Below are 12,599 nucleotides of genomic sequence, written 5' to 3' on the forward strand. Positions count from 1 at the left end.
CGACACAAAGTGCCGGGGCCTGTAATGATCACATCCTTGTGATCTTCCGCATGAACCTTTGAAAGCAGCGGCAGACGTATCGCTTGGCTCGTCTACCGCGCCCTCTCCCTGTCCAGGCGAGAAGCTTGGAGTCTTACTCGGCTTTCAGGCCGTCGGCAGAGACCGCTTGAACGCCCTTGATTTTCTTGGTGATTGCCACTGCTGTGGCTTTCTGCGCCTCGGTAATGGCAACAGTGGACGACAGCGAGACGACGCCCTTGTTGGTTTCAACCTTGATGTCGGTGCCAGGAATGCCTTTCTCGGTTACCAGATCGCTTTTCACTTTGGTGGTGATCCAGGTATCGGAGGTGGCCTCTTTGGCCTTGGTCACTTCACCGGCAGCCACGACCATAGGCGACTGGGTGCTTTGAGTGGTCTGCGCAAATGCTGCGTTGGACATGGTCAGGGTCAGAGCGGTAGCAGTTGCAGCAGCGATAGCGAACTTCTTCATACGAGTAACTCCTGTTCTTTTAGAAAGCCTGCGCCGTGTCCTGGCAACAGGGTTATGAGGGATATTGCAGGTGCTGTGCCAAGTCCAGACCACATAAAAAACCCATAAAAAACAATAAGTTAAAGATAACGCGAAGAATCAGCATCATGCAAAATGCATGACCACCCAACAATCTGCATGCAAGTTGCGGCTTTTTTCGACGCAGTTCATCAAGCCCACACCCAACAGCCTGCCAGGACTCAGGTGTCGTGCGCGGCACAGCCCTTGGGCGCATAGTCGGCCTCCACCGTGGTGTTGCACGTCCATCCCGAAGCTGGCGAACGGCTCAGTACCAGAGTCTTGTTCAACACTGCCCCCGGAGCATTGAGGAGGGTACAGCCGATACTGCCTTCACCGGTGGCGGCAGTGCCCTCGGCGCTCATTCGGCAGTTCAACGTCAAGGGCGTGCCACCGGCGAGGGCCAGAGTTGGGTCGATTCCCTGATTAAGCAGGTCCTCGATATTGACCTTCAGCGCTGACGCCTCGGCCAACGCGGCCATCATCTTGGCCCGCACCTGATACTTGGAATACAGCGGCATCGCCACTGTGGCGAGAATGCCGATGATGGCCACCACCACCAGCAATTCGATCAGGGTAAAAGCGGATTGATGTTTCATGAGTTGCCTCCTGGCAAGAATGCTCCGTGGGTAATCAGCAAGGCTTGAAGCATGCCCTGTGCCAAGCTCAACCCCCACGGAATTCAAGGCCTGCAGCACTGATAGCCCATGACCTTGAGTACGAGGAGTTGCACAAACTGACAAATTTCGTCATCTAGCGCCCCTATGCGTCAGGTGCCCGGCGGCTAGGCTTCAAGAAGCTCACCCCTGCATCAAGGATTGAACCATGGCGGTAAAAGCACCTGTGGCCAGCGTCTATCTCTGGCAAGGCACCGACGGCCAGGGCCACAAGTTGGCCGGCGAGCTGAGCGCTGCAAACCCGGCGCTGATCCGAGCTCAGCTGCGCAGGCAAGGCATCACGCCAACCCGGGTACGCCGCAAGCCCAGGGCCTGGCTCCGATCGGGCCAACGGATCAAGGCACGGGAGATCGCCCTGTTCACCCGGCAACTGGCAACCCTGATGCAGGCCGGAGTGCCACTGCTGCAAGCCTTCGAAATCATTGCCGAGAGCTTCGTCCAACCGCTGATGCGCCAACTGCTGGCCAGCCTCAAACGCGACATCGAGGCTGGCTCAAGCCTGGCCACAGCGCTGCGCCGACATCCGCGCCACTTTGACGAGCTGTACTGCAATCTGGTGGAGGCCGGCGAACAGTCCGGCGCCCTGGATACCCTGCTGGAACGGGTCGCCACCCATAGGGAAAAAAGCGAGAACCTCAAGGCCCGGGTAAAAAAGGCCATGGTCTATCCCGTGGCGGTGATCGGCGTGGCCGTCCTGGTCAGCAGCATCCTACTGATCAAGGTAGTTCCCCAGTTCCAGAGCCTGTTCGCCGGGTTCGACGCCCAATTGCCGCTACTGACCCAATGGGTCATCACCCTTTCCCATGTCATCCAGAACCACGGCGGATGGTTGCTCAGCGCCGGCCTGCTGATGGGAGTAGGGATCAGGCAGGTTTATCGGCGCTCGGAGCGCCTGCGGGACCGTGTGGATCAGGGACTGCTACGCCTGCCCTTGGCCGGCCCGCTGCTGTACAAGGCCGCAGTGGCCCGCTACGCCCGTACGCTGGCCACCACCTTCGCGGCTGGCGTGCCTCTGGTCCAGGCCCTGGATTCAGTGGCCGGAGCCAGCGGCAACAAGGTCTTCAGGCAAGCAGTGGAACGCATCCGCCAACAAGTGGCCAGTGGCATGCAACTGAACTTTGCCATGCGCGCCAGCGGCGTCTTCCCTACTATGGCGATCCAGATGACCGCCATCGGTGAAGAATCCGGAATGCTGGATCATCTGCTGGAAAAAGTCGCAGCACATTATGAGGTCGAGGTGGACCACCTGGTCGACAGCCTGACCAGCCTCATGGAGCCGTTGATCATGGTCATCCTGGGCAGTATCGTCGGCGCCCTGGTGGTTGCCATGTACCTGCCCATCTTTCAACTCGGCACAGCGATCTGAACATGTCCTTGACTGAAGCCATGACCCTTTACCCCCTGGCCTTCGTGACTGCGGCCCTGGTACTGGGGCTGCTCGTAGGCAGCTTTCTGAACGTGCTGGTGTGGCGCCTGCCGAAAATGCTTGAACGCGATTGGCGGGCTCAAGCCCACGAAGTGCTGGGACTGCCCCCTGAGCCTGTGGCGGCGCCCTACAACCTGCTGCTGCCCCACTCCCAATGCCCCCACTGCGCACAACCGATCCGCCCCTGGCAAAACATTCCCCTGCTCAGCTATCTGTGGCTGCGGGGTCGTTGCGCCCACTGCAGGACCGCCATCAGCCTGCGCTACCCACTAACCGAACTGGCTTGCGGGCTGATCTCGGCGTACGTCGCCTGGCACTTCGGTTTTGGCTGGCCCGCGGGCCTGCTGCTGATCCTCAGTTGGGGGTTACTGGCCATGAGCCTGATCGATGCCGATCACCAACTGCTGCCAGACGTGCTGGTGTTGCCACTGCTGTGGCTGGGACTGATTGCCAACAGCTTCGAGGTACTGGTGAGCCTGGAGGACGCCCTGTGGGGCGCGGTACTCGGCTATCTGTGCCTGTGGTCAGTGTTCTGGCTGTTCAAATTGCTGACCGGCAAGGACGGCATGGGCCACGGCGACTTCAAGCTGCTAGCGATGCTTGGCGCCTGGGGCGGCTGGCAAATCCTGCCGCTGACCTTGCTCCTGTCCTCTCTGGTGGGAGCGATTCTCGGCACTGTCATGCTGCGCCTGAACCGGGCCAAGACCTCGACGCCCATCCCCTTCGGCCCCTTTCTGGCCATTGCCGGCTGGATTGCCTTGCTCTGGGGTGGTCAAATGACCGACTTCTATTTGCAGTTTGTCGGTTTCCAATGACTCGCTCCGTAAACACACCCTGGACCCTCGGCCTCACCGGCGGTATCGGCAGCGGCAAAAGCGCTGCCGCCCAGCACTTCATCGACCTGGGCGTGCATGTGATCGATGCCGATCACGCCGCTCGCTGGGTGGTGGAACCGGGCCGCCCGGCCTTGGAACAGATTGCCCAGCACTTTGGTGACAGCGTGCTGCAGGCCGACGGCCAACTGGATCGCGCGGCACTGCGCAAGTTGATCTTCGAAGTCCCCGAACAGCGTCGCTGGCTGGAGGCGCTATTGCACCCGCTGATTGCCGAGGAGATCGTCAGCCATCTGGCCCGTGCCGAATCGCCTTACGCGATCCTGGTGTCGCCACTGCTGATCGAGTCAGGCCAGTTCCGGATGACCCAACGGATTCTGGTGATCGATGTGCCGCAACAATTGCAGATCGAACGCACCTTGCAGCGCGACCAGATCAGCGAACAGCAGGTCCAGGCAATTCTCCAGGCCCAGGCCAGCCGCGAGGAGCGCCTGCGTCACGCCGACGATGTGTTGGTCAACGACCGCGATCACGCCTGGTTGCGCAGCGAAGTCGAACGCCTGCATCACTTTTACCTAACTTTGCGTGGAGGCCAGTCATGAGCCAACCCCTGACCGTCGAATGCCCAACCTGTGGCGCCCCCGTGGAATGGACCGCGACCAACACCAACCGGCCGTTCTGTTCCGACCGTTGCAAATTGATCGACCTGGGGGCCTGGGCCGCCGAGGAACACAAGATTCCAGTGAGCCCGGATGCCGAGGACGAACTGTTCTCGGAGGAACTGCCGCCCCGCGCTCACTGAGTGCTCGCACCGACGCCGATCAGGGCCGCATGAAGCTGTAGTCCTGATCGTCGTCGAGGTTCTCCGCGAGGAACTGCAACTCGTCAGCCAGATCCTCGATGCTACGTACGCCCTTGCTCTGCTGCACCACCGCGCTGAGCAGCGCCCGCAGGCTCAAACCCGGTTCAAAACCTTCCTGCTGGGCACTGTGCAGACTGTCGCGCACTTCTTGCCGGGCCCACTGATAGACGCTCATGACCGCACTCCTGAGATTTTTGCCGAGCATGCAGCGCGGCCCCAGGCTCGGAGTTGATATGGATCAAGGGCGCGGGTCCTCATCCTTCCAGGGCGCACTGAGGTAGCGGGTGCGATTGAAGGTTTCCAGCCATTCCGGGCAGAACACCACCAGGGCGCTGATCACCATGCCGTTGATAAATGCCTCGGGAAAGATGATCAGCCACAGGTAGCCGACAAAATCCTCCAGCCATTCGGGCATGGCGAAACGCCCATCAAGCCACAAGAGCCCCAGGCCACAAAGCAGGCACAACAGCGCCGACAGGGCCGCGGCGAAGAATCCGGAGCAGAAGATATAGACGAAGGGATTGCGCGGTTGAGCCCGCTCCACCAGACCGGCACAGGCCTCGGTTACCGCCACCGGCAACAGGATCAGCAAGGCGCCATTGACCCCCATTGCCGCCAGCTCCTGTCGCCCCAGTGCCAGCAAGCCCAGCTGCGCAATCAGGCCACCGACAATCGCCAGTGGCCAATCCAGCAGTAAGGTCACCGCCGTCATGCCGATGAAGTGATAAGACACTCCAGTATCGAAATCCCGGCGCACCAACCACAGCAGAAACAACGCAAACACCGTTCCGAACAGCAGATGCTGACGGCGACTGTCGGTGAACAGCTCGACCCAGGGCGCCCGCCACACCGCCCAGATCAGAACCGGCACATACAGCAGCCAGCCGATACTCAGGCTTGCCGGTGACAGCAGCGCCGCGCTGATCATGGCCGGGCTTTCTCCAGCGCAGTCTTCAGTTGCTCGACGGTGGTGAATTCCTGCCGAGACACCAATTGGCCGTCCTGCAACTGCAGCCACAAGACCTTGTCCTCGGCGGCAGGGTAACGAGAGGCCACACGCCCTTCGCGGTCGAGCATCACCCGGTAGGGATAATCACGCATGGCCGGAACTGCGAACATCTTGGCGATCAGCGCCGGCATGCGCTGGATATCCGCGACAAACACCCCGTGACGCGCCTGCAGATAATCCTTGGGCTTGTCCTTGAGCGCCCCGTTCACCACCTTGGCCGCGTCCATACCGCGCGCCACCAGCAGGATCTGCGCCTGTGAATCGAGGCTGTAGGCTTGATCGAACTGATCCAGCAAGGTCCAGGGTGCCAGACGCTCACCGATTTCAAGGGCCTGGGCCCACAGGGGCAACAGGCCCAGCAACAGAATTGACCAGCGTTTCACTGCACACTCCTTATCGAGGGGTAGGACGGGAAACAGTCTACACCGCCCCTGGGCAGGCTCCAGCAAGCACCGCCAGGCACCGGGTGCAGAGGTTTTTCGAGAAGCGTGGTTTTTAAGGTCATATTTGAGCGCTAAGCTTGGAGATATGGATGACTCAGATTTTTTGCGCCTGCTCACCATTCAGGCCGAACAAGCCAACGCGTTTCTGTCCAATGCCCGCAAATGGGAGCGTGAGCGTTGGGTCTGCCAGCGCCTGCTGCAAGGCCTGAATATTCCCTATCGCAACGACGAATTCAGCGCCGCCGGGCAGGAGCCGCCGGATGTGCTGTTTCGCGAGGCCAGCTTCGAGGTGTTCTTCGTCCTTGATGAAGGCCGCCGACTCAATGATGAATGGCGCGACGAACTGCAACGCCGGCGCAGCGCATTTTCCCTGAGCCAACTGGTACGACGCGAAGCCAAGCCCAAGCGCATCCCGGCTAACGAACTGTTGCTGCGCCTGGGGCCGACCCTGCGCAAGAAGGCCCACAACTACAAGGAGCGTGGGATGAACCTCGGGGAGCTGGACATCATCGCCTTCGCCGCCCTGAAACGTGAAGTGCTGGATCTGAACAGCCACTTCCCGCCCCCCACCGAATACCTGCGCCAGGGCTGGCGCTCGCTGTCCCTGGTGGGACCGACCTTCGCCCGGGTGCTGTTCGCCCATCCGGATGCGCCGGAGTTCCTGCGTAGCAACCTGGGCCGCAGTATCGTTTTCGACGTCGGCATCAGTTTGTAAAGTCCGTCAATCCGCCTCGCCTGGGCATGGCGCAATGTTCCGGGCAATGGTAAAAAAGCGCTCTTGCCTGCCAACGCCGGGACTTCGTCATCGAGCCCCCACGCGCAGCGGCTATGCTCGGTAAATGCTCGATTGCATCGCGCTGTAACATTCCCCTGTGTTGCGACGTCTACCTGACGAGGCCCTTTATGAGCAGCCGCCTGAACCCCGACGACCAACGCCATGTCGAAGAATACCTGCAACTGCCCCAGCACCGAGTCGAGCGCCGGCCCTTTCGGCCGTGGATGCTCCTTGTGGTGGTGGTCGTGGTGACGGTCGCCCTGGGCCTGTTGAGCCGTTTTATCAGTTACCTGACGCTATGAGCTGCATCGCGCTCGCTCGGTTGACTGCACCGATTTCTTTTAGCCTTGCGAGATATCCCCATGACTCATCGTATTGTCATCGTTGGCGGCGGCGCCGGCGGCCTGGAGTTGGCGACCCGCCTGGGTAAGACCCTGGGCAAGCGCGGCACCGCCAGTGTGATGCTGGTGGACGCCAACCTGACCCATATCTGGAAACCCCTGCTGCACGAAGTGGCCGCCGGCTCACTGAACTCCTCCGAAGACGAACTCAACTACGTTGCCCAAGCAAAATGGAACCACTTCGAGTTCCAGCTGGGCCGTATGAGCGGGCTCGATCGTCAACAGAAAAAGATCCAGTTGGCTGCCACCTATGACGAGGAAGGCACAGAACTGTTGCCGGCCCGTGAACTGGGCTACGACACCCTGGTGATCGCCGTGGGCAGTACCACCAACGACTTCGGCACCCAGGGCGCCGCCCAGCATTGCCTGTTCCTCGACACCCGCAAGCAGGCCGAACGCTTCCACCAGCAACTGCTCAATCACTACCTGCGGGCCCACGCCGGGCAGACAGATGCCGTGGAACAGATCAGCGTGGCCATCGTCGGCGCCGGTGCCACCGGTGTGGAACTGGCAGCGGAACTGCACAACGCCGCCCATGAACTGGCCGCCTACGGCCTGGATCGGATCCTCCCGGAAAACATGCACATCACCCTGATCGAAGCCGGGCCACGGGTGCTGCCGGCCCTGCCCGAGCGCATCAGCGGGCCGGTGCACAAGACCCTGGAGAAACTCGGGGTCAAAGTGCTGACCAACGCTTCAGTCAGTGAAGTGACCGCCGACAGTCTGATCACCGCTGATGGCCAGACCATTCCCGCCAGCCTCAAGGTGTGGGCTGCCGGCATCCGCGCGCCGGGTTTCCTCAAGGACATCGACGGCCTGGAAACCAACCGCATCAACCAGCTCCAGGTGCTGCCAACCCTGCAGACCACCCGTGACGAGAACATCTTTGCCTTCGGCGACTGCGCCGCCTGCCCTCAACCCGGCAGCGACCGCAACGTACCGCCACGGGCCCAGGCTGCGCACCAACAAGCCTCACTGCTGGCCAAATCGCTGAAACTGCGTATCGAAGGCAAAGACCTACCGACCTACAAGTACACCGACTACGGCTCGCTGATCTCGCTCTCGCGCTTCTCGGCGGTGGGCAACCTGATGGGCAATCTCACCGGCAGTGTGATGCTCGAAGGCTGGCTGGCAAGGATGTTCTACATCTCGCTGTACCGCATGCACCAAATGGCCCTGTACGGGGTGTTCCGCACCGCGATGCTGATGCTCGGCAGCCGGATTGGACGAGGCACCGACCCACGCTTGAAGTTGCACTAAGCGCCTGAAAGTACGCCCCGCTACGCAAGGTAGTGGGGTGCACGGGCGGGCGAAGCGTGTGCTACAGACACTCATCCAGAAAGCTCACCACCGTTCCCATACAGGCAACCCGCTCCTCGATATGGGGCATGTGGCTGGAGTTCTCGAACAGTGCCCAGCGAATGTTCGGAACGTTGTCCAGATAGGGTTTGACCACTACAGGGGTTGCTTCGTCGTAACGCCCTGAGATCAGCAGGCTCGGCACCTTGATTCGCGGCAGGCGCTCGACAACGCTCCAGTCCTGCAGGTTGCTCAGGAGAGGGAAATTCCTAGCCCGCTGCGGCACACTTTCCATCGTGGTAGCGCAACATCCCCTGGAAAAAATGCGTACCACCTCTTCCGGCCAAGGCCGAAGCCGGCACACGTGCCGCTCAAAATACACCTGTGAGGCCTGCACGTACTCGGCGCTATGGAGGGTTCCAGCCTGCTCGTGGCCGATCAAGGTCTGCAAGACCCCCTCTGGCAAGGCCTCACGCAAACCCAGGGTTTCAGCCTGCCAGGTCCGCATGTCGGCCGGGGCATTGGCGATGATCAGGGCTCGCAGGCCCGCAGGGGTCAAGACGGCATGCTCGCTGGCCAGCGCCCCACCCCAGGAATGTCCGAGCAAGGCGTAGTCCTCACTGATGCGCAGGTGATCCAGAAGATTGTTCAGCTCTTCCAGATACAGCTCGACGCTCCAGAATGAAGAAGGCTTGTCCTCCAGGCGAGTGGAAAATCCACTGCCGAGATGATCGAACTGAACGATCGCCCGGCCACTGGCCGCCACATCCCTGAAGGCATCAACGGTGTCATAAGTGCAGCCCGGGCCGCCGTGCAATATCACCAGGGGCGTCAGACCACTCTGCAGATCCCCCGTCACCCGATACCAGGTCTGCCAGGAGCCAAAGGAGGCATAACCTTCCTGTGGTGGTTTACTTGCTTTCATTGCGCATCACTCCCTGATGACGATCACCCTGTGTCATTTTCGGCCTCGCCCCCATATCAGCGATAAGACCGGGCCGGTTGTGCTCGCTTTAGTTTTCCAGCAAGCGATAGTGAACGGCTCGAACCACGGCCTGAACCCGATTCTTGGCGCCCAACTTGTGCATCGCCGAGGTCAGATGCAGGTTGATGGTGGCCACGGAACGCTGCAGGCGTTCAGCAATTTCACCAGAGGTCATGCCCTCGGCCGCCCATTTCAGGCACTCGCGCTCGCGCTTGGTCAGTTGAACCGGATAGCTGCGAATGCTTTTACTGAGCGGTAGGTAGAGGTGTTCCTGCAGAGCATGAGAAAGAAGCGTGAAATCCCTCAAGACCTGTTGCAGATCATGCAAGGCCACCTGGGTACTGCCCGAGCGCAAACCGGTCAGGCTGGCGAAACCACCACCAGGCAAGTGAATGGGAACAGTCATGCCATGGGACATTTGATGATGCTGCAGGTAACTCGATACCGGCGCGTGCTGCTGCCCCATAGCCTGGCGCAAGACGGTTTCCGCTTCGGGTCTGTAGGACCAGATAAAGGGAGAAATGCTGTCCAGCGCCACCTGCTGGACCGGGTCGATATGGTAATACCCCTCGTCGCACCAGAGCTCCAGCCAGTCCTTTGGGGTATTGCAGACCATTGCACTGGGAATGATCAGTTCGCCCTGCTGATCAAAAGGCACCGGACTGTAGTCGTAAACCAGGGCATCGAACCCCAACCCCGAGGCCACTTCCATGGTCCCCGCCATCCGCTCATGCAATGTGTTTCCGAGCAAAAGACGAGAGTTAACTTCCGCGAGCCTGCTTTGCATCCGTTCAGTCTCCTTACTGTCTGATCCTTAACAGCAGGGCCTAGAATGCCACGCTCGATAGGAGCCGACCAGGCAAAACCTATAAGAACTACTAGGTTGTGCTACCCGGTTTAGCGGTGCCCTTCATGAAAGAGGCCCATGTTTCAACCTCTCCTGCCCCTCTGAACCGCCGCGCTGACAACCACATCAAGGTCGGTATCACGCATGCCCACACCTCCCCAGTCTGCTGCAATGCCGTTTCATGGCCCACCCGAGTGTGGCGCCGCGCATCGTTCATCGCAGACAAGGACCCGTGCCATGCAGATGCCCAAGACCCTTCAGATCCACAACGGTGAAAAAGTCCCTTCAACCTTCTCCCCTAAAGAGTACGCCCAGCGCCTGAGCACGCTGCGAGCCTATATGGCCCAGCAGGATATCGACGCGGCGCTGTTCACCTCCTACCACAACATCAACTACTACGCCGACTTCCTGTATTGCTCTTTCGGCCGTCAGTACGCCCTGGTGGTGACCCGGGAACGTAGCGTGCTGATCAGCGCCAATATCGACGGCGGGCAGCCCGGGCGTCGGGCGGTCTGCGATGATCAGGTGGTATACACCGACTGGCAACGGGGCAACTTCTTCGTCGCGGTCAAACAGGCCTTGCCGCAGGCTGCACGGCTGGGCCTGGAGTTCGATCAACTGACCCTGCCCAGCCACCAGGCCTTCGCCGAGCTCTATCCTCGGGCGCAACTCCTGGATATCGCTGCCCCGTGCATGAGCATGCGCATGCTCAAGTCAGTCGAAGAACAGGCACTGATCCGCCAGGGTGCACGCATCGCCGACATCGGCGGGGCCGCCGCCATCGATGCCCTGCAGGATCAGGTATCGGAATACGATGTGGCCCTGCACGCCACACAGGCCATGGTGCGGGAAATCGCCCGGACCTTTCCCGCAGCCGAATTGATGGACACCTGGACCTGGTTTCAATCAGGGATCAATACCGACGGCGCACACAATCCGCTGACCTCGCGGCGCATCAGCCCGGGAGAGATACTCAGCCTCAACTGTTTCCCGATGATCGCCGGTTACTACACCGCGCTGGAGCGCACACTGTTCCTTGGGCATTGTCCCGACGCGTATCTGCGACTGTGGGAAATCAACCTCAAGGTGCATGAGGCCGGATTGCAACTGATCAAGCCCGGAGCCCGCTGCAGCGACATTGCCCGGCAGTTGAACGAAATCTACCTGGAACACGACTTGCTGCAATATCGGACCTTCGGCTACGGCCACTCGTTCGGCATCCTCAATCACTACTACGGGCGCGAGACCGGGCTGGAGTTTCGCGAGGACGTGGACACTGTGCTGGAGCCCGGCATGGTGGTGTCCATGGAGCCGATGATCAGGCTACCCGAAGGCAGCCCAGGTGCCGGTGGTTATCGTGAGCACGACATTCTGATCGTCAACTCCCAAGGCGCGGAAAACATCACCCGGCTGCCCTACGGACCACAGCACAACATCATCGGTCGCTGAAGAGACAATCAGGACCACTCGACCGGGATGCTCAACGCGCTCTTGATCAACAGGCATCTACAAAGCCAACAAGCCGTGAAGATTGCAGCGATTACCTCTGAAACCCCACGAGAAAAAGCTTAGGCAACAAGAGCTTTCAGGGCTTATCCAGGATGAGCCCTGAAACCCAATAGAAACAGATGCCATGCATTTCACTCAGGTGTCTACCCGGATACTTTCTAAGTCATGCACAACGAGCAAACACGGCATGCCCCGTCGTTCGGTAGCGATCCAGACACAACTAAGTGAAAACTCGACATTACAAGTAACTGACCATGTTCACTTTATGGGATCAAAGCATTGCGCTTGGCAAACTCCGCCAGGCTTACTTGCGACCCCAACCCCAGCTTCTGCAACAGTCGGGTCTTGTAGGTGCTGACTGTCTTGTTGCTCAAGAACAGTTTTTCACCAATAGCCTTGTTGGAATGTCCCTGTGCTAGGTACTGCAACACGATCATTTCCCGATCAGTCAGCAGGCCTATCTGCTCGGCCTCGGATTGTTGTTCCGCCGTGGGCATGGAAACATCCAAAGCCATCGACGGATAAAAAGTGTAGCCGGCCAACACAGCATTCAGAGCCACCACCAGATTGCCCAAATCCTCCTCCTTGTTGACGAAACCCCGAGCTCCCAGCTGAATACAGCGTCTGCAGAAGCTTTCAATCGACTGCGAGGTCAGCACCAGCACTTCAGTGGGCAAGCCCAGAGCCTTGATACGTGAAAGCACCTTGAGGCCATCCAACTTGGGAATACCGATATCGAGGATTACCACATCCGGCCTATGCTCGCGCACCAACTCCAGCGCATCCAATCCGTTGTCTGTTTCGGCCACCACCCGCATGTTGTTCTTTTCCAGCAAGACCTTAACGGCGAGCCGAACAACGGGATGATCGTCAACTATCAATACGCTGTGCATATTGTCACTTCACCTTAAAAACCCGGCCTTCGGTTGAGCCGGACCGACCGGAAAATACACGTAACCGCACCCTGTATGCTGCAACTTACGTAT

16 protein-coding genes are annotated in these 12,599 nt (G+C 59.7%); 8 read left to right on the top strand and 8 right to left on the bottom strand.

Annotated features, from left to right (window positions below):
* Positions 1-133: 133 nt before the first annotated feature.
* Both ACMGF8_RS00180 and ACMGF8_RS00185 read right to left on the bottom strand, forming a co-directional pair.
* A complete protein-coding gene (locus ACMGF8_RS00180; RefSeq protein ID WP_102865479.1) occupies positions 134-490 on the bottom strand; it encodes a BON domain-containing protein in 357 nt (118 codons plus the stop codon).
* Between the two features lie 239 nt (positions 491-729).
* Complete coding sequence (locus tag ACMGF8_RS00185) at positions 730-1,146, bottom strand: pilin (protein WP_102882235.1); 417 nt, start codon at positions 1,144-1,146, stop codon at positions 730-732.
* Between the two features lie 226 nt (positions 1,147-1,372).
* Between ACMGF8_RS00185 and ACMGF8_RS00190 the strand changes: the two genes are divergently transcribed.
* From ACMGF8_RS00190 to yacG, 4 genes are read left to right on the top strand one after another with little or no spacing between them, the layout of a single operon-like run.
* Positions 1,373-2,590, top strand: a complete 1,218-nt coding sequence (locus ACMGF8_RS00190; protein WP_416758325.1) for a type II secretion system F family protein — start codon at positions 1,373-1,375, stop codon at positions 2,588-2,590.
* Between the two features lie 2 nt (positions 2,591-2,592).
* Positions 2,593-3,465, top strand: coding sequence for a prepilin peptidase (locus ACMGF8_RS00195; RefSeq protein ID WP_416758327.1), 873 nt, complete (start codon positions 2,593-2,595; stop codon positions 3,463-3,465).
* Entirely contained in the window at positions 3,462-4,085 is a 624-nt protein-coding gene (gene coaE / locus ACMGF8_RS00200; protein WP_102865475.1) for a dephospho-CoA kinase, read from the top strand. Before ACMGF8_RS00195 ends, coaE begins: the two co-directional genes overlap by 4 nt.
* Positions 4,082-4,285, top strand: coding sequence for a DNA gyrase inhibitor YacG (gene yacG / locus ACMGF8_RS00205; RefSeq protein ID WP_102865474.1), 204 nt, complete (start codon positions 4,082-4,084; stop codon positions 4,283-4,285). Before coaE ends, yacG begins: the two co-directional genes overlap by 4 nt.
* A 19-nt stretch (positions 4,286-4,304) precedes the next feature.
* Here yacG and ACMGF8_RS00210 read toward each other — a convergent pair whose 3' ends face one another.
* The 3 genes from ACMGF8_RS00210 to ACMGF8_RS00220 form a co-directional block, all read right to left on the bottom strand.
* Entirely contained in the window at positions 4,305-4,520 is a 216-nt protein-coding gene (locus tag ACMGF8_RS00210; protein ID WP_102865473.1) for a hypothetical protein, read from the bottom strand.
* Between the two features lie 63 nt (positions 4,521-4,583).
* Complete coding sequence (locus ACMGF8_RS00215) at positions 4,584-5,273, bottom strand: energy-coupling factor ABC transporter permease (RefSeq protein ID WP_102865472.1); 690 nt, start codon at positions 5,271-5,273, stop codon at positions 4,584-4,586.
* The gene (locus tag ACMGF8_RS00220) at positions 5,270-5,737 is read right to left on the bottom strand and encodes an FAD/FMN-containing dehydrogenase (RefSeq protein ID WP_102882239.1); all 468 of its coding nucleotides are present in this window, start codon (positions 5,735-5,737) and stop codon (positions 5,270-5,272) included. The genes ACMGF8_RS00215 and ACMGF8_RS00220 overlap by 4 nt, the downstream gene beginning before the upstream one ends.
* Before the next feature lie 145 nt (positions 5,738-5,882).
* On the opposite strand from ACMGF8_RS00220, the gene ACMGF8_RS00225 reads away from it, so the two are divergent.
* The 3 genes from ACMGF8_RS00225 (at position 5,883) to ACMGF8_RS00235 (ending at position 8,233) form a co-directional block, all read left to right on the top strand.
* Positions 5,883-6,512, top strand: coding sequence for a DUF1780 domain-containing protein (locus ACMGF8_RS00225; RefSeq protein WP_102882240.1), 630 nt, complete (start codon positions 5,883-5,885; stop codon positions 6,510-6,512).
* A gap of 188 nt (positions 6,513-6,700) precedes the next feature.
* Positions 6,701-6,874 carry a DUF3094 family protein gene (locus ACMGF8_RS00230; protein WP_043274580.1) on the top strand — a complete coding sequence of 58 codons (174 nt, stop codon included), beginning with the start codon at positions 6,701-6,703 and terminating at the stop codon, positions 6,872-6,874.
* A 60-nt stretch (positions 6,875-6,934) separates the two neighbouring features.
* Positions 6,935-8,233 carry an NAD(P)/FAD-dependent oxidoreductase gene (locus ACMGF8_RS00235; RefSeq protein ID WP_102865469.1) on the top strand — a complete coding sequence of 433 codons (1,299 nt, stop codon included), beginning with the start codon at positions 6,935-6,937 and terminating at the stop codon, positions 8,231-8,233.
* A gap of 61 nt (positions 8,234-8,294) precedes the next feature.
* Here the strand turns inward: ACMGF8_RS00235 and ACMGF8_RS00240 are convergent, their stop codons facing one another.
* Positions 8,295-9,197: a proline iminopeptidase-family hydrolase gene (locus tag ACMGF8_RS00240; protein ID WP_115580959.1), complete on the bottom strand. Its 903-nt coding sequence runs from the start codon at positions 9,195-9,197 to the stop codon at positions 8,295-8,297.
* A gap of 88 nt (positions 9,198-9,285) precedes the next feature.
* Entirely contained in the window at positions 9,286-10,044 is a 759-nt protein-coding gene (locus ACMGF8_RS00245; protein WP_102865467.1) for a LuxR family transcriptional regulator, read from the bottom strand.
* Between the two features lie 297 nt (positions 10,045-10,341).
* Between ACMGF8_RS00245 and ACMGF8_RS00250 the strand changes: the two genes are divergently transcribed.
* Complete coding sequence (locus ACMGF8_RS00250; protein ID WP_102865466.1) at positions 10,342-11,553, top strand: M24 family metallopeptidase; 1,212 nt, start codon at positions 10,342-10,344, stop codon at positions 11,551-11,553.
* Between the two features lie 323 nt (positions 11,554-11,876).
* Here the strand turns inward: ACMGF8_RS00250 and ACMGF8_RS00255 are convergent, their stop codons facing one another.
* Positions 11,877-12,506, bottom strand: a complete 630-nt coding sequence (locus ACMGF8_RS00255; RefSeq protein WP_102865465.1) for a response regulator transcription factor — start codon at positions 12,504-12,506, stop codon at positions 11,877-11,879.
* Positions 12,507-12,599 lie beyond the last annotated feature (93 nt).

Source organism: Pseudomonas sp. BNK-7 (genome assembly GCF_048072025.1).
Lineage (GTDB): Bacteria > Pseudomonadota > Gammaproteobacteria > Pseudomonadales > Pseudomonadaceae > Aquipseudomonas > Aquipseudomonas danubii.

What these genes read in the sequence shown, in the direction of transcription:
- ACMGF8_RS00180 (WP_102865479.1), bottom strand. Translation starts at nt 490, where the DNA reads ATGAAGAAGTTCGCTATCGCTGCTGCAACTGCTACCGCTCTGACCCTG.
- ACMGF8_RS00185 (WP_102882235.1), bottom strand. Translation starts at nt 1,146, where the DNA reads ATGAAACATCAATCCGCTTTTACCCTGATCGAATTGCTGGTGGTGGTG.
- ACMGF8_RS00190 (WP_416758325.1), top strand. Translation starts at nt 1,373, where the DNA reads ATGGCGGTAAAAGCACCTGTGGCCAGCGTCTATCTCTGGCAAGGCACC.
- ACMGF8_RS00195 (WP_416758327.1), top strand. Translation starts at nt 2,593, where the DNA reads ATGTCCTTGACTGAAGCCATGACCCTTTACCCCCTGGCCTTCGTGACT.
- coaE (WP_102865475.1), top strand. Translation starts at nt 3,462, where the DNA reads ATGACTCGCTCCGTAAACACACCCTGGACCCTCGGCCTCACCGGCGGT.
- yacG (WP_102865474.1), top strand. Translation starts at nt 4,082, where the DNA reads ATGAGCCAACCCCTGACCGTCGAATGCCCAACCTGTGGCGCCCCCGTG.
- ACMGF8_RS00210 (WP_102865473.1), bottom strand. Translation starts at nt 4,520, where the DNA reads ATGAGCGTCTATCAGTGGGCCCGGCAAGAAGTGCGCGACAGTCTGCAC.
- ACMGF8_RS00215 (WP_102865472.1), bottom strand. Translation starts at nt 5,273, where the DNA reads ATGATCAGCGCGGCGCTGCTGTCACCGGCAAGCCTGAGTATCGGCTGG.
- ACMGF8_RS00225 (WP_102882240.1), top strand. Translation starts at nt 5,883, where the DNA reads ATGGATGACTCAGATTTTTTGCGCCTGCTCACCATTCAGGCCGAACAA.
- ACMGF8_RS00230 (WP_043274580.1), top strand. Translation starts at nt 6,701, where the DNA reads ATGAGCAGCCGCCTGAACCCCGACGACCAACGCCATGTCGAAGAATAC.
- ACMGF8_RS00235 (WP_102865469.1), top strand. Translation starts at nt 6,935, where the DNA reads ATGACTCATCGTATTGTCATCGTTGGCGGCGGCGCCGGCGGCCTGGAG.
- ACMGF8_RS00240 (WP_115580959.1), bottom strand. Translation starts at nt 9,197, where the DNA reads ATGAAAGCAAGTAAACCACCACAGGAAGGTTATGCCTCCTTTGGCTCC.
- ACMGF8_RS00245 (WP_102865467.1), bottom strand. Translation starts at nt 10,044, where the DNA reads ATGCAAAGCAGGCTCGCGGAAGTTAACTCTCGTCTTTTGCTCGGAAAC.
- ACMGF8_RS00250 (WP_102865466.1), top strand. Translation starts at nt 10,342, where the DNA reads ATGCAGATGCCCAAGACCCTTCAGATCCACAACGGTGAAAAAGTCCCT.
- ACMGF8_RS00255 (WP_102865465.1), bottom strand. Translation starts at nt 12,506, where the DNA reads ATGCACAGCGTATTGATAGTTGACGATCATCCCGTTGTTCGGCTCGCC.